General features: G+C 71.6%; 22 protein-coding genes. 12 read left to right on the top strand and 10 right to left on the bottom strand.

Going from position 1 to position 24,864, the window contains the following annotated elements:
* Positions 1–25: 25 nt before the first annotated feature.
* From AB0958_RS08090 to AB0958_RS08075, 4 genes are all read left to right on the top strand, one after another.
* Positions 26–1,408: a hypothetical protein gene (locus tag AB0958_RS08090; protein ID WP_366889498.1), complete on the top strand. Its 1,383-nt coding sequence runs from the start codon at positions 26–28 to the stop codon at positions 1,406–1,408.
* 164 nt (positions 1,409–1,572) lie between these two features.
* Positions 1,573–3,048, top strand: a complete 1,476-nt coding sequence (locus tag AB0958_RS08085; protein ID WP_366889496.1) for an ABC transporter permease — start codon at positions 1,573–1,575, stop codon at positions 3,046–3,048.
* A gap of 167 nt (positions 3,049–3,215) precedes the next feature.
* Positions 3,216–3,899, top strand: a complete 684-nt coding sequence (locus AB0958_RS08080; RefSeq protein WP_366889495.1) for an ABC transporter ATP-binding protein — start codon at positions 3,216–3,218, stop codon at positions 3,897–3,899.
* Positions 3,900–4,129: 230 nt separating this feature from the next.
* Positions 4,130–7,441: a S8 family serine peptidase gene (locus AB0958_RS08075; RefSeq protein WP_366889493.1), complete on the top strand. Its 3,312-nt coding sequence runs from the start codon at positions 4,130–4,132 to the stop codon at positions 7,439–7,441.
* A gap of 84 nt (positions 7,442–7,525) precedes the next feature.
* On the opposite strand, the gene AB0958_RS08070 is transcribed toward AB0958_RS08075, so the two are convergent.
* Positions 7,526–8,428 carry a helix-turn-helix transcriptional regulator gene (locus AB0958_RS08070; protein ID WP_366889492.1) on the bottom strand — a complete coding sequence of 301 codons (903 nt, stop codon included), beginning with the start codon at positions 8,426–8,428 and terminating at the stop codon, positions 7,526–7,528.
* A gap of 174 nt (positions 8,429–8,602) precedes the next feature.
* Here AB0958_RS08070 and AB0958_RS08065 point away from each other — a divergent pair, with 174 nt between their 5' ends.
* Together AB0958_RS08065 and AB0958_RS08060 are read left to right on the top strand one after the other, a co-directional pair.
* Positions 8,603–9,646, top strand: coding sequence for an NAD(P)-dependent alcohol dehydrogenase (locus AB0958_RS08065; protein WP_366889491.1), 1,044 nt, complete (start codon positions 8,603–8,605; stop codon positions 9,644–9,646).
* Positions 9,647–9,772: 126 nt separating this feature from the next.
* Positions 9,773–10,156, top strand: a complete 384-nt coding sequence (locus tag AB0958_RS08060; protein WP_366889490.1) for a VOC family protein — start codon at positions 9,773–9,775, stop codon at positions 10,154–10,156.
* A 13-nt stretch (positions 10,157–10,169) separates the two neighbouring features.
* On the opposite strand, the gene AB0958_RS08055 is transcribed toward AB0958_RS08060, so the two are convergent.
* Positions 10,170–11,279, bottom strand: coding sequence for a serine hydrolase domain-containing protein (locus AB0958_RS08055; protein WP_366889489.1), 1,110 nt, complete (start codon positions 11,277–11,279; stop codon positions 10,170–10,172).
* Positions 11,280–11,435: 156 nt separating this feature from the next.
* On the opposite strand from AB0958_RS08055, the gene msrA reads away from it, so the two are divergent.
* Together msrA and AB0958_RS08045 are read left to right on the top strand one after the other, a co-directional pair.
* Positions 11,436–11,948 (top strand): peptide-methionine (S)-S-oxide reductase MsrA, encoded by a 513-nt coding sequence (gene msrA, locus AB0958_RS08050; protein ID WP_358978602.1) that lies wholly within the window; start codon positions 11,436–11,438, stop codon positions 11,946–11,948.
* Positions 11,949–11,997: 49 nt separating this feature from the next.
* The gene (locus AB0958_RS08045; protein ID WP_366889488.1) at positions 11,998–12,495 is read left to right on the top strand and encodes a hypothetical protein; all 498 of its coding nucleotides are present in this window, start codon (positions 11,998–12,000) and stop codon (positions 12,493–12,495) included.
* A gap of 63 nt (positions 12,496–12,558) precedes the next feature.
* On the opposite strand, the gene AB0958_RS08040 is transcribed toward AB0958_RS08045, so the two are convergent.
* The gene (locus AB0958_RS08040) at positions 12,559–13,845 is read right to left on the bottom strand and encodes a bifunctional GNAT family N-acetyltransferase/ATP-binding protein (RefSeq protein ID WP_366889509.1); all 1,287 of its coding nucleotides are present in this window, start codon (positions 13,843–13,845) and stop codon (positions 12,559–12,561) included.
* A gap of 94 nt (positions 13,846–13,939) precedes the next feature.
* On the bottom strand, positions 13,940–15,058 hold the full coding sequence (locus tag AB0958_RS08035) for a hypothetical protein (RefSeq protein ID WP_366889487.1): 1,119 nt from the start codon (positions 15,056–15,058) through the stop codon (positions 13,940–13,942).
* A 151-nt stretch (positions 15,059–15,209) separates the two neighbouring features.
* On the opposite strand from AB0958_RS08035, the gene AB0958_RS08030 reads away from it, so the two are divergent.
* A complete protein-coding gene (locus AB0958_RS08030; protein WP_366889486.1) occupies positions 15,210–16,367 on the top strand; it encodes a cystathionine gamma-synthase in 1,158 nt (385 codons plus the stop codon).
* Positions 16,368–16,371: 4 nt separating this feature from the next.
* Here AB0958_RS08030 and AB0958_RS08025 read toward each other — a convergent pair whose 3' ends face one another.
* From AB0958_RS08025 to AB0958_RS08015, 3 genes are all read right to left on the bottom strand, one after another.
* Positions 16,372–16,620, bottom strand: a complete 249-nt coding sequence (locus AB0958_RS08025) for a hypothetical protein (protein ID WP_366889485.1) — start codon at positions 16,618–16,620, stop codon at positions 16,372–16,374.
* Positions 16,617–17,123 carry a sigma factor-like helix-turn-helix DNA-binding protein gene (locus tag AB0958_RS08020; protein ID WP_366889483.1) on the bottom strand — a complete coding sequence of 169 codons (507 nt, stop codon included), beginning with the start codon at positions 17,121–17,123 and terminating at the stop codon, positions 16,617–16,619. Before AB0958_RS08020 ends, AB0958_RS08025 begins: the two co-directional genes overlap by 4 nt.
* Positions 17,124–17,253: 130 nt before the next feature.
* Positions 17,254–17,748 carry a MarR family transcriptional regulator gene (locus AB0958_RS08015; protein ID WP_366889508.1) on the bottom strand — a complete coding sequence of 165 codons (495 nt, stop codon included), beginning with the start codon at positions 17,746–17,748 and terminating at the stop codon, positions 17,254–17,256.
* Between the two features lie 169 nt (positions 17,749–17,917).
* Between AB0958_RS08015 and ilvA the strand changes: the two genes are divergently transcribed.
* Positions 17,918–19,147, top strand: a complete 1,230-nt coding sequence (gene ilvA / locus AB0958_RS08010; RefSeq protein WP_366889482.1) for a threonine ammonia-lyase — start codon at positions 17,918–17,920, stop codon at positions 19,145–19,147.
* 146 nt (positions 19,148–19,293) lie between these two features.
* On the opposite strand, the gene greA is transcribed toward ilvA, so the two are convergent.
* Both greA and AB0958_RS08000 read right to left on the bottom strand, forming a co-directional pair.
* Positions 19,294–19,794 carry a transcription elongation factor GreA gene (greA, locus tag AB0958_RS08005; protein ID WP_293996585.1) on the bottom strand — a complete coding sequence of 167 codons (501 nt, stop codon included), beginning with the start codon at positions 19,792–19,794 and terminating at the stop codon, positions 19,294–19,296.
* 168 nt (positions 19,795–19,962) lie between these two features.
* The gene (locus AB0958_RS08000; protein WP_366889481.1) at positions 19,963–20,361 is read right to left on the bottom strand and encodes a DUF4307 domain-containing protein; all 399 of its coding nucleotides are present in this window, start codon (positions 20,359–20,361) and stop codon (positions 19,963–19,965) included.
* Positions 20,362–20,499: 138 nt separating this feature from the next.
* On the opposite strand from AB0958_RS08000, the gene mca reads away from it, so the two are divergent.
* Positions 20,500–21,381 (top strand): mycothiol conjugate amidase Mca, encoded by an 882-nt coding sequence (mca, locus tag AB0958_RS07995; protein WP_366889480.1) that lies wholly within the window; start codon positions 20,500–20,502, stop codon positions 21,379–21,381.
* 1 nt (position 21,382) lies between these two features.
* Positions 21,383–21,616, top strand: coding sequence for a hypothetical protein (locus tag AB0958_RS07990; RefSeq protein ID WP_366889479.1), 234 nt, complete (start codon positions 21,383–21,385; stop codon positions 21,614–21,616).
* A gap of 6 nt (positions 21,617–21,622) precedes the next feature.
* Here the strand turns inward: AB0958_RS07990 and AB0958_RS07985 are convergent, their stop codons facing one another.
* Positions 21,623–24,841 (bottom strand): tetratricopeptide repeat protein, encoded by a 3,219-nt coding sequence (locus AB0958_RS07985; protein WP_366889478.1) that lies wholly within the window; start codon positions 24,839–24,841, stop codon positions 21,623–21,625.
* Between the last annotated feature and the right edge of the window lie 23 nt (positions 24,842–24,864).

The raw sequence follows: 24,864 nt of genomic DNA, 5'->3' as shown, positions 1-24,864 counted from the left end.
CGAGCGTGACCAGATTCTGCGTCGCATGCACGACAGGCTGGACGCGTTCGTGCTGTATGCGGAGCCTGCGCTGCTTCTCGACCCTATGGCGTCCGCGGACGCCTCACTGCTCGTGCAGTTCGCCTCACGCCGCCACGTCGAGACCGGAAGGCCCGTGGCGGACCGGGAGTTCCGGCACTCGGCCGTGTTGTTGGCGGGATGGTTCCACCGGATGCGCGCGTGGTTGCTGCCTGACGAGGAAGCGGTTCGCGCTTCCCTGCGGACCTCGGAGGCGCTGTTCCGGTCGGGAGGCACGCCCGACGACGCGAACGTGCCACAGGATGTCGCCGGTCGCATGGACGGACCGACCGGCGACAGGGTGCCGAGCCGCGCCGAGGGGCTCAGCGGGCTGGCTCACGTGGCCTACGGACTCTGGGAGGAGACCGGGCAGCTGGAAGCCCTGGACCGGGCCATCACCATGGGCCGGGGCGCGGTCGAGGAGGGCGAGCCGGGCTCCTCGGCCTACGTCAGAGATCTCGACTTCCTCAGCGCCACGTTGCGTACGCGATCTCAGATCACGGGATCGGGATCAGATGCGGAGGAAGCGGTCGAGTTCGGTCTGCGGGCTCGAAGCGCCGCAGAGGAGGCGGACGATCACCTTTTCTCCTCCCTCCACCACCTGGGCCTGGCTCTCTCGCACCGAGCTCGGCTGGCGGGCAGCGCCGACGCCCTCGACAGCGCCATCGCGGTGCACCACAGAGCCATCGCGGTGGGAATCGCGAACGGCGTCGCGGAGCAAGGCGTGGCCACTGCCTTCCAGGGGCTGTCCATAGATCTGCTGCTGCGCTACCAGGCGAGGAAGGACCTGGCGGATCTCGACGCGGCCGTCGTGGCGGGTACTCAGGCGGTGACGCGGGCGCCGGAGGCCGATCCGACGATCCTGCACAACCTCTGCTACATGCTCACCCTCCGGGCCCAGGCGACCGGAGACGCCACCGACCTCGTGCAGGCGATCCGGGTCGGACAGGATGCCGTGGACGCCGCCCCCCTCGGTCATCCCGAACGGCCCGCCGCCCTCAACGACCTCAGTGCGGCCTGGGGGTTCGTGGACCTTGACACGGCGATCGAGCTGGCCCGCGAAGCGGTCGAACTCTCACCCGACCGGGACGCGCGTGACGCCCGGAAGGCCACCAGGCTCGCCAACCTGGCCCAGCAGCTGTGGATGCGCTTCGAGATCGACCGCCGTCACGAGGACATCGACGAGGCCGTCGAGTTGCTGGACCAAGCCCTGGGCCTGCTGCCCCGTCACCACCCCAAGCGTGCCGAGGTGCTCCGCGAACTGGCCCAGTACCTCGACGTGCGCTTCCACGCCTTCCGCCGTCTGGAGGACCTCCGCAGGATCCTCGACATGCGCCAGGCCGGCCAATAGGCATGCGGGACCGGCCGTCCGGCACCTGGCGCACAGCCGCCGCACAGCTCACCGGTGCCGCCCCCAGGGGCGGCACCGGCATTTCCGGGGTTCGCCACAGCCTTCTCATGGTTCTTTTATTTCGGCCTCAGTGAGCCATCACGGTGCGTCCCTACCGTGCGGTCATGTTCTTCACCTACCTGAGGCGCGAACTGCGCCGCCGCAGAAAGGCGGCTCTCGTCGTCGCCTCCGGCCTCGCGCTGGGCATCGCACTGGTCATCGTGGTCAACTCCGTGTCCAACGGCATGGGGAAGGCGCAGGACAAGGTCCTCCAGTCGCTGTACGGCCTGGGTACGGACATGACGGTCACCAAGGCGGCCTCCGCGACCACGGGCAGCTCCCAGCGGCCGCGCTTCAACTTCGACGCACAGAACAACGGTTCGTCGAAGACGCAGAGCAGCGACCGCGTCCTGGTGCAGGGCTTCACCACCCTGGCCTCCTCGACCGTCACCAAGGTCGCCGGCCAGAAGGGCGTCTCGACCGCGGTCGGCGGACTGAGCCTGAACGTGGTGAAGATCAGCGGTCAGTTCACCCGCGGCCAGTTCCAGCAGAACCAGAACTCCGGCGGCGGCGGGTTCGGCGAGCGCGGCGGCGGCACCGGGGCGCCGCAGGGTGAGGTCCGCGGCGGCGGCGCGAACTTCGACGTCAACAGCTACAGCGTCTTCGGTACCGACGTCGCCCACGCCGGCCTCGGCCCGCTGACCTCGTCGAAGATCACCAGCGGCCGTACCTTCACGGCGAGCGAGGCCGACGCGAAGGTCGCCGTCGCCGACGCCGCCTACGCCAAGGAGAAGAAGTACAAGGTCGGCTCCACGGTCACCATCAAGAGCGTCACGTTCAAGGTGATCGGCATCGCCACCGCCACCTCCGGTGACTCCGCGGCCAACCTCTACATCCCGTTGCGGCAGGCGCAGACGCTGGCCGCCGAGAAGAACAAGGTCACCACGATCTACGTCAAGGCGACCGACTCCCAGCAGATCGACAGCGTCAAGAGCGCGATCCAGAAGAACGTCTCGGGTACGACCGTCACCACCTCCGCCGACCTCGCCAAGACGGTCTCCGGCTCCCTCTCCACCGCCTCCAGCCTCGCCACCAACGTCGGCAAGTGGCTCTCCATCGCGGTGTTGGTGGCCGCGTTCCTGGTGGCCGGCCTGCTCACCTCCTCGGCGGTCTCCCGGCGCGTCCGCGAGTTCGGCACGCTGAAGGCGCTGGGCTGGAAGTCCGGGCGGGTCACCCGGCAGGTCATCGGCGAGGCGATGGTCAACGGCCTGGTCGGCGGCGCCCTCGGCATCGCGCTCGGGCTGGCGGGCGCGTACGTCGTCACCGAGATCAGCCCCACCCTGCAGGCCTCCCTCGGCGGCGGGAACGCTGGCGGCGGCCCCGGCGGGGGCGGTGGGTTCGGCGGCGGTGGCGGCGGTGGCTTCGGTCCCGGCCGACAGGCCGCGAAGACCCTGGAGGTCGCCCTGACGGCCCCGGTCAGCGTGACGACGATCGTCCTCGCGGTGGCCCTTGCGGTGGCCGGCGGCCTGATCGCGGGCGCGTTCGGAGGCTGGCGCGCGTCCAGGCTCCGCCCGGCGGACGCACTCCGGCGCGTGGAGTAGCCGACGTCGGATGCGGCTGGGCGGGGGCTTCGCTCAGGACGTGCCCCGTCAGAGGCGCTGGGGGTACCCCCAGCCGAAGGCTGGGGGAGGAACTGCGCGACCAGCCCCCACCGGCCCGCGGCCGACATCCGAACCGCCCCACCCCAGTACTTTCAGGAGCAGCCCCCATGTACGAACTCAGAAACGTCACCAAGCTCTACGCACGCGGCAAGGACCCCGTCCGCGCCCTCGACGGCATCGACCTCACCATCGCCGACGGCGACCGCCTGGTCATCCAGGGCCCCACCGGCGGCGGCAAGTCCACCCTCCTCCAGATGCTCGGCGGCCTGGACCGCCCCACCTCCGGTGAAGTCGTCCTCGACGGCACCGACTTGGCCAAGCTCTCCGAGACGAAGCTCACCTCGGTCCGCAGCGCGAACATCGGCTTCGTCTTCCAGTCCTTCAACCTGATCCCGACGCTCACCGCCCAGGAGAACGTCGAGACGGCCCTCGTCCCCCTCGGCGTCAGGACCAGGGACCGCCGGGAACGCGCCGCCGAGGCGCTCACGTCCGTCGGTCTCGGCGAACGCCTCGGCCACCTCCCCGGCGAGATGTCCGGCGGCCAGCAGCAGCGCGTCGCCATCGCCCGCGCCCTCGTCAAGCAGCCCAAGGTGCTGCTCGCCGACGAGCCGACCGGCAACCTCGACGAGGGCATGCGCGACGAGATCATGGACGTGCTGGAGCGCATGTGGAAGGAGCACGGGCTGACCTTCGTCATGGTCACCCACGACTCCGCGATCGCGAAGAAGGCCCCGCGCCTCGCGACCATCCGCAAGGGCAGGATCACCGTCAAGGAGAACGCCGGCGCGTAGCACCGAACTCCCGTGCACAACCGCGCGATTGTGTAACGGTGTCCGCCCCGGCCGGTAACAAATCTCTCGCTTGCTTCTTACCGGTCTCTCGTCTATTGAGCCCACTGATCACCCCCCGGCATACTCCGTGTCCGGGGGGTTGACGTACGTACGTACGAGACTGCCCCCGACCGGGTGAACGGGGAATTCGCCCGGCACACCGTCTCCCAGGGGGAGTCTTGCGTAGACAAGTGAAAAGAGCCGCGGCGGCCACGGTGGCCACAGCGGCCGCCGTCGCCCTCGCCGCAGGCATGACCAGCCCGGCGTCGGCGAAGCCGGAACAGCGCACAGCAGCGGCCGTCGCCGCGGCCCGTGCCTCGCTCGCCGGCAAGCACCACGTCACCCTGATCACCGGCGACCGCGTCGCCCTCGACGCCAAGGGCCGCGTCGTCGGCCTGGAGCGGGCGAAGGGGCGCGAGCACATACCGTTCCGCATCAGCAAGGTCGGCGGGCACACCCTCGTCGTGCCCGGCGACGCCGTCCGGCTGGTGGCCTCCGGAAAGCTGGACCAACGGCTTTTCGACGTCACCGAGTTGAACAAGGCCGCCACCCGCAGGGCGCAGAAGAACGGCCTGAAGGTCATCGTCGGCTACAGCGGTGCCGCCTCCGCGGCCAAGGCCGACGTCCGGGACGCGGGCACCCTGCGGCACAGCCTCAAGGCGCTCAACGCGGACGCCGTGCAGACCCCGGTCAAGGAAACGCCCGAGCTGTGGGACGCGGTCACCAACGGCGACAAGGCGGCCGCCGGTATCGCGCACGTCTGGCTCGACGGCGTCCGCAAGGCCGCCCTCGACAAGTCCGTGCCGCAGATCGGCGCCCCCGCGGCGTGGGCGGCCGGCTACAACGGCAAGGGCGTGAAGATCGCCGTCCTGGACACCGGTGTGGACACCACCCACCCGGACCTCAAGGACCAGGTGATCGCCTCCAAGAACTTCACCACGGCCGCCGACGCCTCCGACCACTTCGGCCACGGCACGCACGTCGCGTCCATCGCGGCCGGCACCGGCGCCAAGTCGCACGGCAAGTACACGGGTGTCGCACCCGGCGCCAAGATCCTCAACGGCAAGGTCCTCGACGACACCGGCTCCGGTGACGACTCCGGGATCCTCGCCGGCATGGAATGGGCGGCGGCCGAGGGCGCCGACGTCGTCAACCTCAGCCTCGGCGGCTACGACTCCCCGGAGATCGACCCGCTGGAGGCGGAGGTCAACAAGCTCTCCGCGGAGAAGAACATCCTGTTCGCGATCGCCGCGGGCAACGACGGCCCCCAGTCGATCGGTTCGCCCGGCAGCGCGGCCGCCGCGCTCACCGTCGGCGCCGTCGACGGCAACGACAAGCTCGCCGACTTCTCCTCCACGGGACCCGCGGCCGACGGCTCCATCAAACCGGACGTCACCGCCCCGGGCGTCGACATCACCGCCGCCGCGGCCAAGGGCAGCGTCATCGACCAGGAGGTCGGCGAGAACCCGGCCGGCTACCTGACCATCTCCGGTACGTCGATGGCCACCCCGCACGTCGCGGGCGCCGCCGCGATCCTCAAGCAGGAACACCCCGACTGGGGCTACCAGGAGCTGAAGTCGGCCCTGACCGGCTCCGCGAAGGCCGGCAAGTACACGCCGTTCCAGCAGGGTTCGGGCCGGATCGCCGTCGACAAGGCGATCAAGCAGACCGTGCTCGCCGAGCCGACGTCGGTCAACTTCGGTGTGCAGCAGTGGCCGCACACCGACGACACCCCGGTCACCAAGCAGCTGACCTACCGCAACGTCGGCACCAAGGACGTCACCCTCAGCCTCACCTCGTCCGCCATCGACCCCAAGGGCGCGGCGGCCCCGGCCGGCTTCCTCACGCTGGGCGCGACCAAGGTGACCGTCCCGGCGGGCGGCACGGCCTCGGTCGGTGTCACCGTCAACACCAAGCTGGGCGGCACCCTCGACGGCGCCTACTCGGCGTACGTGACGGCGACCGGCGGCGGCCAGACCGTCCGCACGGCGGCCGCGGTCCAGCGCGAGGTGCAGTCGTACAGCGTCACGGTCAAGCACATCGGCCGGGACGGCAAGCCGGCCGGGCTCTACAACACGAGTCTGCTGGGCTACTCGGGCCTCGGCAACGGCAGTGGGATCAACGTGCCGGTGTCCGACTCGGGGACCGCGACCTTGCGGGTGCCCAAGGGCACGTACCTGCTCGACTCCTGGATCGCCAAGGACTTCACCACCTTCAACGGCGGCCTCGACTGGCTGGCCCAGCCGAAGCTGAGCGTCACCAAGGACCTCACGGTCACCGTCGACGCCCGCACCACCAAGGCGTCCGACATCACCGTGCCGGACGCGGCGGCCACGCCGAACTTCGCTTCGGTCGACTACATGTACGACCCGGCGGGCATCGGCATCGGGGCCGGCTTCGACTCCTTCGACAAGATCAGGACCGCCGGTCTGGGACCGGACGTCAGCGGCCTGACGCAGACCTGGAGCGGCCAGTTCGTCAAGGGCGGCGGCGAGGAGTACGACGTCGCCACCAGCGCTCCCGTCAAGAGGTTGCAGGGCGGCAAGGTCCGGCACTTCACGGCCGGCGAGCTGGCCACGGTGCAGAACACCGTGGGCGCCTCCGCTCCCGGCAAGACCGGATCGGTGAGCCCCTGGGGTGTCGTCGGCGGCGACTTCGTCACGGGCCTCGGGGTGGAGCAGAAGCTGCCCGCCACCCGCACCTTCCACGTCTCCACCGTCGACGGCGCCCAGTGGGCCTTCGACGTCCAGCAGTACGGCGGACACGACGCGCAGGGCCTGCCGATCGCCGAGGCCGGCTACACGCAGGACGACCTGCAGGCCTACAAGGCGGGCCGGACCTACCGGAACACCTTCAACACCGCGGTCTTCGGTCCGCACCTCACCTCGCAGTACGGCCTGTACCGCGACGGCAACCAGATCTTCGGCGTGATCCCGTTGTTCTCCGACAGCGCGAAGCACCCGGGGTCCTCCGACTTCCTGTCGGTGAACACCACCCTGTACCGCAACGGCACCAAGGTGGGCTCCAACAAGGACCCGCTGTTCGGCGACGGCGTGTTCAACGTGCCGTCCGGTGACGCCGAGTACAAGCTGACCACCTCGGTCATCCGCTCGGTCAAGGTCGCCGCCGCCTCCACGCGGATCGACGCGAGCTGGACCTTCCACTCGAAGAAGCCCGGCAGCAGCACCCCGCTGGCCCAGCTCCCCGCCTCCACCGTCCACTTCGGCGCCACGACCGGCCTCGACAGCCGCGTCGCCGCCGGGAAGACGGTCACCTTCCCGGTCACCGTCGAGGGCGCGGCCGCCGGCCGCAACCTGAAGTCGCTGGTGGTCTACGTGTCGTACGACTACGGCAAGACCTGGAAGAAGCTGACGGTCAGCCACGGCAGGATCACCGTCAAGAACCCGGCCAAGGGCAAGGCCATCTCGTTCCACGCCAAGATCGCCGACAAGAAGGGCAACAAGTCGACGATCTCGATCTACAACGCGTACTACGCCAAGTGAGCGCGTCGGTCGCCGAGTAGGACCACAGCGAGCGGCCCGTCGGAAGCGCGGCTTCCGGCGGGCCGTTCCCCTGTCCCGGCCGGGTCAGGCCCGGGGCGTGACCCGGTTGGCGTCCGTGCCCCAGCTGGCCAGCAGCCGCAGCGCCTCCGCCGACGCCGAGCCCGGTTCCGCGTGGTAGGTGACCAGCGCCTGGTCCTGGTCGCCGGCCATCCGGAACGACTCGTAGTGCAGGGACAGTCCGCCCACCAGCGGATGGTGCATCCGCTTCACCCCGTACGACTTCTCCTTGACGTCGTGCGTCGCCCACAGCCGACGGAACTCCTCGCTCTTCACCGAGAGTTCGCCCACCAGCGCGGACAGCCGGGTGTCGTCGGGATAGCAGCCCGCGTCCATCCGCAGCTGGCACACGATGTCGATGGCCTTCTGCTCCCACTCCACGAACAGGTCGCGGTAGTCGGGACGCAGGAACGTCAGCCGCGCCCAGTTGCGCTCCGCGGCGGGCAGCTCCGCCCAGTCGCCGAAGACCGCCGCCGCCATCCGGTTCCACGCCAGGATCTCCGAGCGCCGCCCCACGATGTACGCCGGTACGCCCTCCATCGCGTCCAGCAGCTGCGCCAGCGGTGCCCGCACCTGCTGCGGCCGCCCCGACGCCTTCTTCTTGTGCTGCTTGCCCTTGGCGAGGTGGATGAGGTGCGCGTGCTCGGCGTCGGAGAGCCGCAGCGCACGGGCGATGGAGTCCAGCACCTCCGCCGACACGTTCTGCCCGTTGCCCTGTTCGAGGCGTGTGTAGTACGCCACCGACACCCCGGCCAGCTGTGCCAGCTCCTCCCGCCTGAGCCCCGGCACCCTGCGGTGCCGCCCGTAGTCCGGCAGTCCCACGTCCGAGGGGCGCAGCCGGGCCCGCCGGGTGCGCAGGAACTCACTGAGCTCGGCCCGCCGGTCCAGGGGCACGGCGGGGGAGGCGGGGGGCGGGGACTGGTCTTCCATACCTCCAGTATTCACGGACGTACGCACCGGAACCTGACCCCGCCAGTGGTAGGCACGGCAGACGTACGCAGAGGCGTGGGCTGGGTGACGGACGTAGCGTGGTGGAGGCTGGCAGCGTGCCTGGGACGTGACAGGGCACCCGGGCATGAAGACATCCTTAGGAGAACCCCCCTCATGACCACTGTTGCTGCTTACGCCGCGCCCGCCGCCAAGGCTCCGCTGGAGCGGACCACGATCGAGCGGCGCGCGGTCGGTGAATCCGATGTCCTCATCGACGTCGAGTTCGCCGGTATCTGCCACTCCGACATCCACCAGGCCCGCGAGGGCTGGGGTACGGCGATCTTCCCGATGGTGCCCGGTCACGAGATCGCGGGCGTCGTCTCCGAGGTGGGCCCGGGCGTCACCAAGTACGCGGTGGGCGACCGGGTGGGCGTCGGCTGCATGGTCGACTCCTGCCGCGAGTGCGACAACTGCAAGGCCGGCCTCCAGCAGTACTGCACCGGCGGCGGCCCCACCTTCACGTACAACGGCGTCGGCAAGGACGGGCAGCCCACCTACGGCGGTTACTCGCAGAAGATCGTCGTCGACGAGAACTACGTCGTCCGCATCCCCGACGGTCTCGCGCTCGACGTCGCCGCCCCCCTCCTGTGCGCCGGCATCACCACGTACTCCCCGCTGAAGCACTGGAACGCCGGTCCCGGCAAGAAGGTCGCGGTCGTCGGTCTCGGCGGCCTGGGCCACATGGGCGTGAAGATCGCCGCCGCGCTCGGCGCCGAGGTCACCGTGCTCTCCCAGTCCCTCCGCAAGAAGGACGACGGCCTCAAGCTGGGTGCCACGCACTACCACGCGACCAGCGACCCGAAGACCTTCGAGGACCTCAAGGGCACCTTCGACATCATCCTCAACACCGTCTCGGCCCCGCTGGACTTCGACGCCTACCTGTCGCTGCTGCGCACCGACGGCGCCATGGTGAACGTGGGCATCCCGGAGGAGCCGGTCCACATCCTCCTCTCCTCCGTCTTCGGCAACCGCCGCAGCCTGAGCAGCTCCGGCATCGGCGGTATCCCGGAGACCCAGGAGATGCTCGACTTCTGCGCCGAGCACAACCTGGGCGCCGAGATCGAACTCATCCGCGCCGACCAGATCAACGAGGCCTACGAGCGGGTCGTGAACAGCGACGTCCGCTACCGCTTCGTGATCGACACGGCGACCATCTGAGCGGGGACCGCCGACCGGGGCGCGGGCCACCAGGTCGGCGGTCACCAGCACGACCGCGGTCACCGATCAGGGCAGGGCCTGCCTTGATCGGTGCCGGGGGTACGTTGGACAGGAGGAGGTCCCACGATGACCGTGAACCTGAACCACACCATCGTCGCCGCACACGACAAGCGCGCGTCGGCCAGGTTCCTCGCCGACGTCCTCGGACTCCACGTCAGCCCGGACTACGGCCCGTTCGTCCCGGTCACCCTGCCGAACGGCGTCACCCTCGACTACATGGACGCGCCGGGGAGCATCCCCACGCAGCACTACGCCTTCCTGGTCTCCGAAGACGACTTCGACGAGATCTTCGCCCGCATCCGGGAGGCCGGCCTCGACTACTGGGCGGATCCGTCCCACAGCCGTCCCGGCGAGATCAACACCAACGACGGCGGCCGCGGCACCTACTTCGACGACCCCAACGGCCACCGCCTGGAGATCCTCACCAGGCCCTACGGAGGCGGCGGCTGAGCCCTCCGGCAACTCAGGCGCGCAACCCCTTGAGGCCGTCCTGGGCTGCCATGACCAGTTCGAGTCCGCGGTTGTCGGCGGCGGGTTCGCGCATCTGGTTCGTCACGTAGGCCATCGCCAGCCGTTCGCCGGGGTCCACCCAGACCAGGGCACCGCCCCAGCCGCCCCAGCCGAGGGCGTCGCCGAAGAGGCCGTAGCCGAGACCGTACCGGCACGGCATGCCGAGCACCCGGTCCACACCCTCGAACTGCACCCGGCGCGCCCGCTCGCAGCCCTCCGGCGACAGCACCCGCACCCCGCCGACGGTGCCGCCGCAGGCGAGCAGGGACTGGACGAGGGCGACCGAGCGGGCGTTGCCGAAGCCGCTCGCCGCCGGGATCTGGGCCCGCCGCCAGGCGAGGCTGTTGCCGTCCCGGACGCGGAGCGCGGTGGCGGTGGCGGGCGCCGTCGCGTCGCGCCCCGGCGCACTGGCCGTGTAGTCCTCGTCCCGGCCCGGCGGCGGCACGGTGAGCGCGACCCGCCGGTCGTGCTCGGCGGCCAGCCCGATGTGGAAGTCCGCACCGAGCGGCCCCGCCACCTCGGCGGCGAAGAACTCACCGACGCTCCGCCCGGTGATCCGGCGCACCACCTCACCCACCAGGAACCCCTGGGTCAGCGAGTGGTACCCGGCCGCGGTGCCCGGCTCCCACTGCGGGGCCTGACCGGCGAGCCGGGCCGTGGCGGACGCCCAGTCGTACAGCTCCTCGACGGGGCCCTCCCAGTCGGGCAGCCCGGCGGTGTGCGACAGCAGATGCCGTACCAGCACGTTCTCCTTGCCGGCCGCGGCGAACTCGGGCCAGTGGCGGGCGACCGGCGCGTCCGGGTCCAGTTCGCCCCGGTCGATCAGCACGAGCGCGGACAGTGCGGTCATCGTCTTGGTCACGGAGTACACGTTGACGATCGTGTCCCGCTCCCACGGCCGGCCCCGCCCGCCGTCGGCGGAGCCGCCCCACACGTCCACCACGGCCTCCCCGTCCACGAAGACGGCGACGGCACCTCCCGCGTCCCCCGCGTCCAGCAGTCCGGACAGCAGGTCCGGGACAGCGGCGAACAGTTCGTCATACGAGCCCTGGATGTCGGCCATGCCCGCCATTCAGCACCCTCGGCCGGACCGCGGCAACCTGTTTTTCCCGTCCCGGCGCGGGGTGCGCCTGCGTTCGCCGCCGGGGGTGGAATCGTCCGGAACCCCCGAGTGTTGAGGGGGGTGGTTACCCGGCTGAGAGAAATTGGAGGGGCCACGATGGCTGCGCAGACGCAGAGGGCCGTGCTGGCGGGCGGATGCTTCTGGGGGATGCAGGACCTGATCCGCCGGCTCCCGGGCGTGACGGCGACCCGGGTCGGCTACACCGGGGGTGACGTGCCGAACGCGACGTACCGGAATCACGGCACGCACGCGGAGGCCATCGAGATCCTCTTCGACCCCGAGCAGACGGACTACCGCGCGATCCTGGAGTTCTTCTTCCAGATCCACGACCCGAGCACCAGGAACCGCCAGGGCAACGACATCGGCCTCAGCTACCGCTCGGCGATCTACTACACGGACGACGAGCAGAAGCGGATCGCCGAGGACACCATCGCGGACGTGGACGCCTCCGGGCTGTGGCCCGGCAAGGTCGTCACCGAGGTCGAGCCGGTGGGACCGTTCTGGGAGGCGGAACCCGAGCACCAGGACTACCTGGAGCGCTACCCGGACGGCTACACCTGCCATTTCCCCCGCCCCGGCTGGCGCCTGCCGGCCCGAGCGGAGGGCTGAGCACCCACCCCGCGCGGGTGGTGTCCGTACCGGCTGGGACACTTCCGGCATGGACACCACACCGGAGCGGATCAGTGCCCGGACCGCGGCCGCGTGGACCGTCGCGCTCGCGGTCCTCGGCGGTATCACCGGCTACGTGTGGGGCGGGCCGTTCCTCGCCGTCACCTGCGCCCTCTCCCTCGGGGGCGGTGGTGCACTGGGCTCGGTCCTGTCCCGCCGGCACATGATCGCGACCATCCGGGAGGGCCAGGGCAGGGCCGCCGCGCTCGGGTACGCCGACGGGATCGCCGACATGATGCTGCTCGGGATATCGGCGTACCGGGCCGCCGTCTTCCCGTTGTCGGGACCCGACGCGGTGGACGCGGCCGAGCGCGTGGCCCGCCGTACCGCCGCCTACCGCCTCACGGCCGCCGAAGGGCTGCCCCACCGGATCCGCACGGCCGCCGCCACGGCCCTCGCGGCGATCGACGACCGGCGCGACGACGAGAGCCGGTCCGCCATGGCGGACCTCATGAAAGCCGTCCGGGACCTGCGCCGGGAGGCGTGAAGCGCGAGCCGCTCGCGGCCACAACGGGCGGCCGCCTGCGCCGACGCCGTCGAAGAGCGGACGTCAGAGGCGGCTGTACTGGTCGATGTCCTCGGTGAACTCCTCGATCGTGTGCGGGGTGAGGGTCGGCCGGGTGTCGCCGATGGCGGCCATGTAGTCCTCGGTGGTGGCCGCTCGTCCCTCGCGGTGCGCGACCTCGTACTCGAACGCCGCCTGAGCGCCCTTGCGGGCGGCGAACTCGATGTCGGCTGGGGTGAACAGCTCGCTGGCCGCGACCAGTCGCCCCACGTCCACCGATTCGGCGGAGCCCCTGAGATAGCGGGCCCAGATCGCCGCGCGGGCGGTGGGGTCCGGCGGGCCGATGGGAATGACGTAGTCGAACCGGCCCGGCCGCAGGAACGCCGCGTCCAGCGAGCGCACCGAGTTGGTGGCGCAGGCCAGCAGTCGCGCGTCGTGCTCGCGGAAGACGGGGATGAGCTTGAGCAGTTCGTTGGTCACCCCGTGCCCGGGGTCGACGGCCTTCCCGGAGCGCACCCCGGCGATCTCCTCCACCTCGTCGACGAAGAGCAGCACGGAGTCCAGCTCCGCGAGGTCCGCGAAGGCCTCCCGCAGTGCGACGGCCAGCCCCCCGTCGGTGTCGGCCGCCAGCCGGGACGGGAAGAGTTCCACGAACGGCCAGCCGAGCCGCGAGGCCACCGCCTTGGCGAAACTGGTCTTTCCGGTGCCGGGCGGCCCGAACAGGATGATCGACTTGGGCGGAACGACGCCGTAGCGGTCCGCCAGCGCCGGTTCGGTCAGCGGCAGCACCACCCGGCGTTCGACGATCCGCTTCTCCCGCTCCATGCCCGCCATCGCGTCCCAGAGCCCGTCGGGCAGCAGGCGGCCGCCCACCGCCGCGAGGACGTCGGCGCCGGCGGCACCGGGCGGTTCCAGCTTCTCGTAGTAGGTCAGGTCGGTCCGGGACCGGTAGCCGGAGTTCTCCAGCGCCTTCGTCCCGGCGGCTCCGGCCGGCAGCAGGGCGCTGACGTGGCGCACCCCCAGGCCGCGCAGACGGCGCTCCAGCTCGGCCAGCAGGGCGCTGCCGATCCCGCGCTCGCGCCATCGTGCGGCGAGCGCCACCAGCAGGATCCAGGCCCGCTTCTCGTGGGCCTGCGCCACGGCCATGCCCACGAGCTGGTCACCGACCACCGCGACCACCGCCGTCGGACCGGCCTTGGCCGCGGCCATCACCTCGGAGACCGGAAACACCCGCTGCTCGTCGGCCAGTCGGCTCTGGTCCCAGATCTGGATGGCCTGGTCGAGATCGTCGTCGTGATAGTCACGCAGATGCCAAGCGGGCATCGGCACCACCTCACCCGGCGCGGGAGTCCCATTGTTGCCCACGGGGTGCTGTGCGGCACTTCGGTGGCACTTCGGTTCCGCGGGACGCCGCCCGCCGCCGCGCTCAGCCCCGCAGTGTCGCCGGGCTCCCGCCGTTCGCCTCGTAGCCCGCCACCGCCAGGGCGCGGTAGAGGGCGAACTCGGCGGCCGGGTCCGCCGACAGCGTCCACGGCAGGGCCCCCACGTGCCCGTCGACGCGTATCAACTCGTCCATGGCTTCCGACCAGCGCTCGGAGCGCACCAGGAAGAAGACCAGCAGATGCCGGACATGGGCGAGCATCGGGTCGTCCTGCCGGGCCGCGTGCACGGCGTGCAGGGCGCCGTGCACCGCCTTGGTGACGACCTCGCTCTGGTAGAAGCTCGCCACCAGGTTGACCTCGGGCAGGTGCTCGAAGACGGCGAACAGCGGCAGCGCGGCCAGCAGCGAGCCCCGCGGGGCACGGGCGGCGGCGGCCTCGGCGAAGGAGTGGGCCAGCTCACGGGAACCGTGCCACTTCTCGCACCAGTAGTGCAGCGCCGCCAGGTGCGCCCCCATGTGCGCGGGCGCGCGGTCCAGGATCTTCAGCCACAGCTTCTCGAACTCGGCCTGCGTGTAGTTCAGCCCACGGGCCACCGACAGCTCGATGACGTACGGCACCGGGTCACCGGGGGACAGCAGCGCCGCCTGCCCGCAGGCGTCCCTGGCCTCCTCCATGATGATCCGGAAGTCGTCGGTGCCCGGTGTCGACGTCCGCCACGCCTGCTGCACCAGGAACTCGGCGTGCACGGCGGCGCCGCCCGCGTCCTTGGGCTGCTCGGCCCGCCACACCCGCAGCCACTGCCCACCCGGTGTCTCGTGGATGCCGCCGGGCCGCTCCTTGAGCTCCAGTGCCGCCGCGCCGGCGAAGGCCTGGACGCGCTGCCAGCGCACCTCGCCGTCGATCTCCGTGCCCGCGAGCAACTGCGCGGCGGCCCGGTGGTCCTGGGTGCGCTGCACGACGTCGAGGACGTCGAGCAGGTCCTGGTCGGGACCCGGCATACGGACGTCCAGGTCCTCCTCGCGCACGAACCCGTAGTCCGCCGGGTCGGCGGCGTCCGGGTGGCTCGGGTGGACCCGCTCGATCATGCCGCGCCGCCGCCGCAGGACGGGGAGCAGCACGAAGCTCAGCAGGAGCGCCGCCATCAGGGCCCAGAGAATCGCCATGCGTCAAGCGAACCAGACGGGGCCGACCCTTGGCCAACCGGTGTCCGGGCCTGTGGACGACGGCCGGAGCGCCCTGTGGACAACCGGCGCCGCGTCCGCCGCGTCCTGTGGACGACGCGCCGGGCGCACGGGAGCACTAGGCTCATGTCCCATGAGCGACAGGCACCACATCAGTCAGCACTTCGAGACGCTCGCCATCCACGCGGGCAACACGGCGGACCCCCTCACCGGTGCGGTCGTACCGCCGATCTACCAGGTCTCGACCTACAAGCAGGACGGCGTCGGCGGCCTGCGCGGGGGCTACGAGTACAGCCGTAGCGCCAACCCCACCAGGACCGCCCTGGAGGAGAACCTCGCCGCGCTGGAGGGCGGGCGCCGCGGGCTCGCGTTCGCGTCCGGTCTGGCGGCCGAGGACGCCCTGCTGCGCACGCTGCTCAGCCCCGGCGACCACGTGGTCATCCCGAACGACGCCTACGGCGGCACGTTCCGGCTGTTCGCGAAGGTCGTCTCCCGGTGGGGTGTGGAGTGGTCCGTCGCCGACACCAGCGACCCGGCCGCCGTGCGGGCCGCGATCACCCCGAAGACGAAGGCGGTCTGGGTGGAGACCCCCTCCAACCCGCTGCTCGGCATCACCGACATCGCCGCCGTCGCCCAGGTCGCGCACGACGCGGGAGCCCGGCTCGTCGTCGACAACACCTTCGCCACGCCGTACCTCCAGCAGCCGCTCTCGCTCGGCGCGGACGTCGTCGTGCACTCCCTGACGAAGTACATGGGCGGTCACTCGGACGTGGTCGGCGGCGCGCTGATCGTGTCGGACCAGACGCTGGGCGAGGAGCTGGCGTACCACCAGAACGCGATGGGCGCGGTCGCCGGGCCGTTCGACTCCTGGCTGGTGCTGCGTGGCACCAAGACGCTCGCGGTGCGCATGGACCGGCACAGCGAGAACGCCACCCGGATCGCCGACATGCTGAGCCGGCACGCGCGCGTGACGCGGGTCCTCTACCCCGGGCTGCCCGAGCACCCGGGGCACGAGACCGCCGCCAAGCAGATGAAGGCCTTCGGCGGGATGGTGTCCTTCCAGGTCGAGGGCGGCGAGGAGGCGGCCGTCGCGGTCTGCGACCGCGCCAAGGTCTTCACCCTCGGCGAGTCCCTGGGCGGTGTCGAGTCGCTGATCGAGCACCCCGGGCGGATGACGCACGCCTCGGTGGCCGGTTCCGCCCTGGAGGTCCCCGCGGACCTGGTGCGGCTCTCCGTGGGCATCGAGAACGTCGACGACCTGCTGGAAGACCTTCAGCAGGCGCTCGGCTGAGCGGTCACCAGCCGGTGACGGGCGGAGTCGTCGTGGACGGCGGCTGCGCCCACGGGTGGACGGTGGCCGCCCACACGGTGAACGCCACCGCCGCCGCGCACAGCAGCAGCCACAGCAGCCGGCGGGCGCCGCGCCTGCGCCGCAGCAGGCGGCCGCCCCGGCGCAGCACCTCCCCGTAGAGGTCGGGCGGCACCGGTGGCGGCGTCTGCTCCATGAGCCTGCGGGCCGCCGCCTCGCGTTCGACACGGTTCACGACGGTGCCACCTTCGCCCCCAGGACGGTGCGCGCCGTCTTGCCCGGCGGGCGCAGCAGGGCGGTCGTCGCCCGGTCGCACAGGACGCGCACGCGGTCCGCGGGCAGGCCGAGCAGTGCCGCCGTCTGTTCCTCGGCGACCCCCTCGTACAACCGCAGCACCAGGATCAGGCGTTCTTGCGGGGCCAGGGCGGCCAGGGTGCTGCCGGGGTGCGGGCGGGCGCGGCTCAGCGGTCCCCCGTGCTGGTGCCAGGCGGAGTTCGCGAAGCGCAGCGCGAGGTGCTGACGGGCCCGGTCGTAGGGGTCGTCGCCGCGCAGCCGGTCCCAGCACGCGTACGTGTGCGCGAGCGCGAGGGTCAGCAGGCGACGCGCGCGCGGGTTGGCGTCCGGGGCCTCGGCGGTCAGCAGGGTCGCGGCATGCAGCAGCCGTCCGGCCGCGCCCGCGACGAACGCCTCGAACTCCCGGGCCCGGCCGGCATCCTGGGACGCCTGCCGATCACGCACCGCGCCTCCCCCTCCACGGGGCCCCGGACGCGGGTGCGACGGGACCCGGTCTCATATGAGGCCAGAGCCGTACCCACGGTCAAGAGCCGCGCAGCACGCACGCACGGCAGGGGGTGGGCCGGGTGGTGGTTCAGGAGGTCGGTGTGGTGTCCGTGACCGGTGTCACGGACATGCGGGCGGACAGGGCGCTGTTGAAGCGGGTCAGCAGGGCGCAGAACGTCTCGCGTTCCTCCGGCGCCCAGTCCTGCGTCAGCTCCGCCATCAACTGGCGCCGGGACGAACGCACTTCGTCCAGGCGGGACAGTCCGCGCGGGGACAGTTGCAGCACCACGGCCCGCCCGTCCTCGGGATGCGAGGTGCGCTTGACGAGCCCCGTGTCGACCAGCGGAGCCACCTGCCGGGTGACCGTCGAGGAGTCGATCCCCATGCTCGCCGCGAGCGCCTTGACGCCCATGGGGCCTTCCCTGTCGAGACGGTTGAGCAGCAGGTACGCGGCGCGGTCCATGGAGTTGCGCACCTGCCCGACGCCGCCGAGCCGGGTCTGTTCGGCACGGCGGGCGAACACCGCCACCTCGTGCTGCAACGTGTCGAGGAGACCGGTGTCACCGACGGTCGTCATGTCCATCGACATTTCAGGTGTTGTGGGCATGGCCGGGGGCTCACTTCATGAAGAGTGCTGGAGTGTGGGGGACAGAGTACGCGGACGGGGGGCGAGCCGTACCGGCGCTGCGCAAACCGGTCTCGGAGCTTGGTCACACCCGCCCCTTCGGCCGGTGAACTGCGAGACTCGAGTCATGAGCTACGGCACGGCTGACTCCTTGCGCCCCGTCACCCTCGACGACGTGCGCGGCGCCCAGAAGATGCTCACGGGGGTCGCGCGGGCGACCGCGATGGAGGGCAGCAGGCACCTGTCCCGGCTGGTCGGGTCACCGGTGCACCTCAAGTGCGAGAACCTGCAGCGGACCGGTTCGTTCAAGCTGCGCGGCGCCTACGTCCGCATCGCCGGCCTGCTGCCCGAGGAGCGCGCCGCCGGGGTGGTGGCCGCCAGCGCCGGGAACCACGCGCAGGGCGTGGCACTGGCCTCGTCGCTGCTCGGCGTGCACTCCACGGTGTTCATGCCCGACGGCGCGCCCCTGCCCAAGATCAGCGCGACCCGGCACTACGGCGCCGAGGTACGGCTGCACGGGCAGGTGGTCGACGAGACGCTGGCCGCCGCCCAGGAGTACGCGGCCGAGACCGGCGCGGTGTTCATCCACCCCTTCGACCACCCCGACATCATCGCCGGTCAGGGCACGGTCGGCCTGGAGATCCTGGACCAGTGCCCGGAGGTCGGCACGATCGTCGTCGGTGTCGGCGGTGGCGGGCTCGCGGCCGGGATCGCCGTCGCGGTGAAGGCCGTCAGGCCGGACGTGCGGATCGTCGGTGTGCAGGCGGCGGGCGCGGCCGCGTACCCGCCCTCACTGTCGGCCGGGCACCCGGTGACGGTGGCGAACCCGGCGACGATGGCCGACGGCATCAAGGTCGGACGGCCCGGCGACGTGCCGTTCGCGATCGTCAGGGACCTGGTCGACGAGGTCCGTACGGTCAGCGAGGACCAGCTCTCCGCCGCGCTGCTGCTGTGCCTGGAGCGGGCCAAGCTGGTCGTGGAGCCGGCCGGCGCCAGTCCGGTGGCCGCGCTGCTGGCCGAGCCGGGCTCCTTCGCGGGACCGGTCGTGGCGGTGCTGTCCGGGGGCAACGTCGACCCGGTGCTGTTGCAGCGGGTGCTGCGGCACGGCATGTCCGCGCAGGGCCGCTACCTGGCCGTACGGCTGCGGCTGACGGACCGCCCCGGGGCCCTCGCCACGCTGCTCGGAGTGCTGTCGGCGGCCGACGCCAACGTCCTCGACGTGAGCCACGTCCGGACCGATCCCCGGTTGGGGCTGTCCGAGGCGGAGGTGGAACTGCACCTGGAGACCAAGGGGCCCGCGCACTGCGCCGAGGTCGGCCGGGCCCTGCGCGAGGCCGGTTACACGGTCATGGACTGAGCCGCCGGACCGGCCGATCGCTCGGGCACCGCTGCCTCGGGCACCGCTGCTCAGGGCAACGTCCAGAACTTACGCCGCCCCATGTGACCCGGATCACGACGAGGCCCCCGGCGTCGGGTGGACGCCGGGGGCCTCGTCGGTGTGCGTCAGCCCGAGTAGGGCTCGGCCTTCAGGATCTTCACCGAGGCCTTCTTGCCGTTCGGCAGCTCGTACTCCGCGTCCTCGCCCACCTTGTGACCGATGACACCGGTGCCCAGGGGGGACTGCGGGGAGTACGTCTCGACGTCGGCACTCGCGTATTCGCGCGACGCGAGGAGGAACGTCATGGTGTCGTCCTCGTCGCCGTCGAAGGCGATGGTCACCACCATGCCGGGCGCGACGGCGCCGTCCGCGGACGCCGGCGCCTCGCCGACCTTGGCGTTCTCGAGGAGCTGGGTCAGCTGGCGCACGCGGAGCTCCTGCTTGCCCTGCTCCTCCTTGGCCGCGTGGTACCCGCCGTTCTCGCGCAGGTCGCCCTCCTCGCGCGCGGCCGCGATCTTGGCGGCGATCTCCGTGCGCGCAGGACCAGACAGGTACTCCAGCTCGGCCCTGAGCTGGTTGTACGCCTCCTGGGTCAGCCAGGTGACGTTCTCGCTGGTCTGGGTCACAGGTGCTCCTCGTCGGTACTGGGAATACAAAGCATCGCCCTACCCGGAAGCATGTTCCTTCATGGAAGGGCGAAACCACGAGCCTAACAATTCAACGGCGAAAGGGGGAGGACATAAGCCACCAGAATCACGTCAACGCAGGTCAGTGCCTACGTATTCCGGCTGACCTCAGTCGGCGTGGCAGCCCAGCAGCTCCGCCGTGGTGCCCCGGGCCGTGGTACGGAGCGTGACCACCCGGTCGATCTGGGTCGCCGAACCGGTGAAACGGAAGTCCGCCCGGCCCACCTCGGAGCCGTCCGCCGCCTGGGAACGCAGCGTGCAGTAACCGGAGGCGCCGGCGTCCTTGTGGACCTCCAGATGCACCTTGACCGCGTCGGCGGAGGCGTCGAAGGTGACGACCTGGGCGCTGATCCTGTTCTGCACGACGTAGTGGTAGGCCAGGTAGCCGACGAGGACCAGCAGCAGGGCGCCCAGGACCGCGCCGGCGACCTTGAGCCTGCGGTCGGCGCGCGCGTCCGAGGAGCGGCCGTAGCGGCCCTCGGGCAGCCGCGTGCTCGCGGTACTCATGATCGTCCTCCCGGCCGGAACCACCTCCGGATCCGGCAAGACCCGGACCCCGGAATTATTCGCCCCCCGATTCGGTCACTATAGAAGCCGCCGAATGCCCCCGAGCGACCGGGGCGCCGACTTACTGAGGATTGAGTCTTGACTGACCAGCTGCGACTGATGGCCGTCCACGCCCACCCCGACGACGAGTCGAGCAAGGGCGCGGCGACCATGGCGAAGTACGTGTCCGAGGGGGTGGACGTGCTGGTCGTGACCTGCACGGGCGGGGAGCGCGGCTCCATCCTCAACCCCAAGCTGCAGGGCGACAAGTACATCGAGGAGCACATCCACGAGGTACGCAAGAAGGAGATGGACGAGGCCCGCGAGATCCTCGGCGTCAAGCAGGAGTGGCTCGGCTTCGTCGACTCCGGTCTGCCCGAGGGCGACCCGCTGCCGCCGCTGCCCGAGGGCTGCTTCGCCCTGGAGGACGTCGACAAGGCGGCCGGCGAGCTGGTCCGCAAGATCCGCGCCTTCCGTCCGCAGGCGATCACCACCTACGACGAGAACGGGGGCTACCCGCACCCCGACCACATCATGACCCACAAGATCTCCATGGTGGCCTTCGAGGGCGCGGCCGACCCCGAGAAGTACCCCGAGGCCGAGTACGGCCCCGTGTACCAGCCGCTGAAGCTCTACTACAACCAGGGCTTCAACCGCCCCCGCACCGAGGCGCTGCACAACGCCCTCCTGGAGCGCGGCATGGAGTCCCCGTACGGGGACTGGCTCAAGCGGTGGAGCGAGTTCGAGCGCGCCGAGCGCACCCTGACCACGCACGTCCCGTGCGCGGACTTCTTCGAGATCCGCGACAAGGCGCTGATCGCGCACGCCACGCAGATCGACCCGGACGGCGGCTGGTTCAAGGTGCCGCTGGACCTCCAGAAGGAGGTCTGGCCGACCGAGGAGTACGAGCTCGCGAAGTCCCTCGTCGACACCTCCCTCCCCGAGGACGACCTCTTTGCGGGCATCCGCGACAATGCCTGACATGAGCGCAAGCCTGGCACTGACGCACCTCGTCCCCCTCGCCAAGGAGGTCGACGAGAACAAGGTCACCCCCGGCGTCCTCGGCTTCATCGTGTTCGCGGTGATGGCCCTGGCGGTCTGGGGCCTGATGAAGTCCATGAACAAGCACATGCAGAAGGTCGACTTCAAGGAACCCAAGGAGTCCCCGGCGGCCCGGGCCGACGCGGGGACCTCCGCGGCCGACCCCAAGGGCTGACCGGCGTCACCCCGCGCCCGGCACCGGCACCCCCATCACCTCACGGGCGTGCCGGCCGGGCACCATGCCCAGCCGCCAGGCCTGCCAGCCGGACTCCAGGCTCACGCCACGCTCCAGAAGCAGCCCGTACGCCGTGACGTACCCGGACAGCTTCTCGTCGCGCAGCGGATGCGTGGCGCGGGCGAGCTGCGCCAGGTCCTCCTGGGCGACCGCGGTCCCCACCTCGGTCCCGCCGGGCGCGGCGTAGGGCAGCAGGGTGCAGCGCAGGAAGCGCGCCCAGTCCTCGCCGCGGCGGTCGCCGTACGACGCGAACAGGGCGACCGCCTCGTCGCACAGGTCCAGCGCCTGCCCGGTGCGGGCGTTGCCGGCGTCCACCACGGCCAGCTCCAGGCAGGTCCACGCCTCGCCGTGGGCGACGCCGATCCGCTGGAAGTCGGCGCGGGCGTCGACGAGCAGCTGCCGGGCGAAGCCCGAGTTGCGCAGCGAGCCGGTCTGCGCGGCCCGCTGGTCGCGGGTGACCCGGGCCGAGTGGTGCCGGGCACAGGCCAGGCCGTACACGTCCCGTATCCGGGAGAACATCGTCCGTGAGCGCTCCAGCTCACGCACCGCCCGGTCCAGGTCGCCCGCCTCCTCCAGGGCCTGGCCCAGGTAGTACACGGTCCACGCCTCACCCCGCGCGTCCTCGTTGTCCCGGTGCCGGGCCGCGGCCGCGCGCAGGCCGTCCACCGCCGGGGAGGTGTCCCCGGCCACCAGCCGGGCCCGCGCCAGCTGGGTCAGCGCCCACGCCTCACCACGGGCGTCCCGGGTACGGCCGTAACGGTCCAGCGCCGCACCCAGCTCGCGCTCCGCCCGCGGCACGTCCCCCATCCGCAGCGCCAGCTGCCCGAGCTGGAAGTGCGCCCACGCCTCGCCGTGCACCGAACCGCCCTCGCGGTGCAGGACCAGCGAACGGGTGAGCAGGTCCAGGGCCTCCGGCAGCCGGGCCCGGTCGCGCTGCACCGCCGCCAGCGCGTGCATCGTCCAGGCCCGGTCTGTGGCCAGCTCGGGGGCCGCCTGGAGGTCCAGCGCCTCCTGGAGCCTGGCCGCCGCCTCGGTCAGCTGGCCCTGGTGGTGCAGGGTGATCCCGAGCGAACACAGCGCGCGGGCCACCCCGGCGTCGTGGTGCGCCTCCCGGTAGAGGTCGACGACCGAGGTGAGGGTGGTGCGGGCCTTGTCCAGCTCGCCCAGCTGCCGGGCCGCGATACCCGTGCGCCACTGCACGGCGCGGACCATCAGCCCCTGGTCCACGCTCTGCGCCAGCTCACTGATCTCGCCCAGCCGGTACAGGTCGCCCCGCAGCAGGCAGTAGTCGCACAGGGCGCCCAGCAGGTTCTGCACGGCCGCCTGGTCGACCCCCTCGGCGTGCCGGAGCGCCGCCGTGATGAAGCTCGACTCGTCGTCCAGCCAGCGCAGCGCCTCGTCGAGCGAGGTGAAGCCGTGCGGGCTGAACCGGTCCGAACGCGTCGACATGTTGCCGTCCACCAGACGCAGCACGGAGTCCGCGAGCTCCGCGTAGTTCACGATCAGCCGCTCCTGCGCGGCCGTGCGGTCGGCCTGCTCCTCCTCGTCCACGAGGCGTGCCTGCGCGAACGAGCGGACCAGGTCGTGCAGCCGGTAGCGGCTGCCGCGGACATGGTCGATCAGACCGGCCCCCGCCAGCGCCACCAGCTGACGGGTCGCCTCCGCCTCGTCCGTGGCCAGCAGGGCGGCCGCGGCCGCCGCGCCGAGCGAGGCCCGGCCCGCCAGCGCCAGCCTCCGCAGCAGCCGGCGCCCCGTCTCCGACTGGTCCGTGTACCGCAGCCACAACGCCCGCTCCACCGGCGCCACCGGCCCGTACGCGCCGAGATCCGCGGCCAGCCGGGCCGGTGAACGCGACCCCGGCGGCGCCCCCGACCCCAGCGACGAACCCGCGATCCGCAGCGCCAGCGGCAGCCCGCCGCACAACTCCCGGATCCGCTCCGCCGACTGCGCGTCGTAGGGCCCCGCCGCGTCCTGCGCCGCCGCGTCGAGCAACTCCTCCGCGCCCGCCGCGTCCAGCGCGGTCACCGGCAACCGGTGCACCCAGGCCGGCAGATCGGCCGGCAGGTCCAGCTGCTCCCGGGCGGTCACCAGGACCAGACTGTCGGAACGCTCCGGGACCAGCGCGCGCACCTGCTCGGCATCGGAGGCGTCGTCCAGCACGATCGTCACCGGCAGACCCGTCAGGTGCTGGTGGTACAACTCGCCCAACCGCTTGACCTGCTGGTCCGGTGAGGAACGCTCACGGAACAGCAACTGCTCGCGCGGCGCGCCCAGCCGGTTGAGCAGATGCAGCAGGGCGTCCCTGGTGGACAGCGGCGGCTCGTCCCCGCTGCCCCCGCGCAGATCCACCACCACCGCCCCCCGGAAGAGATCCTTCAACTCGTGGGTGGCCCGCACCGCGAGCGTCGTACGGCCGGAGCCGGGCTCACCGTGCAGGACGACGACCGTCGGACGGGTCTCCGTGGCGGCCCGCGCGGCCTGCGCCCACTGCCGGATCCGCGCCAGCTCCTGCTGCCGGCCGGCGAACGGCCCCGCCGGGGTCGGGAGCTGACCGAACGACTGCTGCAACACCGTTCGCCTGCGGGCCGCCGCGCTCTTGTCCGTGCCGCGCAGCCCCGGCCCCTGCTTCTTCGGCCCCGTGGCGGCACTGAGCACCCGCTGCTGGTCGAGGAACGGACGGATGCCGCGCACCTCCAGCGCGGTCAGCCACTGGAGCCGCAACTGCTCGGTCCCCCCGGGCTGCCCGGCCGCGCCGGCGCGGTGGTGGGCGGCCGGCAGATGGGAACCGGCGACCTTGACGACGGTGGCGGCGGCACCGACCACCCCGACGACCACGCCCGCGCCGAGTGCCGTACCCGCCCCGGTGCCCAGGGAGAGGTCGGCGACGGTGGCGGCGACCGCCGCGACGGCCGCGACCAGCAGGGGAGTCCCACCGCCCTCGCGCGCGTACCGCTGGCCGAAGCTCTGCCGGCCCGCCTCCGTCTCGTCCAGCGCGTCGGTGTACGACGCGTACTCCTCGGTGGCCGACTGCGCCATGGTCTCCAGGCCGGCGCGTGCGCGTGACAGGAGCAGCTGTCCGTCGACGCGCCCGCCGGAGCGGCGGACCTCCTCCTCCACGGCCCGTACCAGCAGCCGGTCGGCCTCCGCCCGGTGGGCGTCCCGCATGTCCCGTCCCCCTCCAGCGGCAA

Source organism: Streptomyces sp. NPDC006655 (assembly GCF_040703965.1).
Classification (GTDB): domain Bacteria; phylum Actinomycetota; class Actinomycetes; order Streptomycetales; family Streptomycetaceae; genus Streptomyces.
This window is presented reverse-complemented; position numbering and strand designations above follow the sequence as displayed.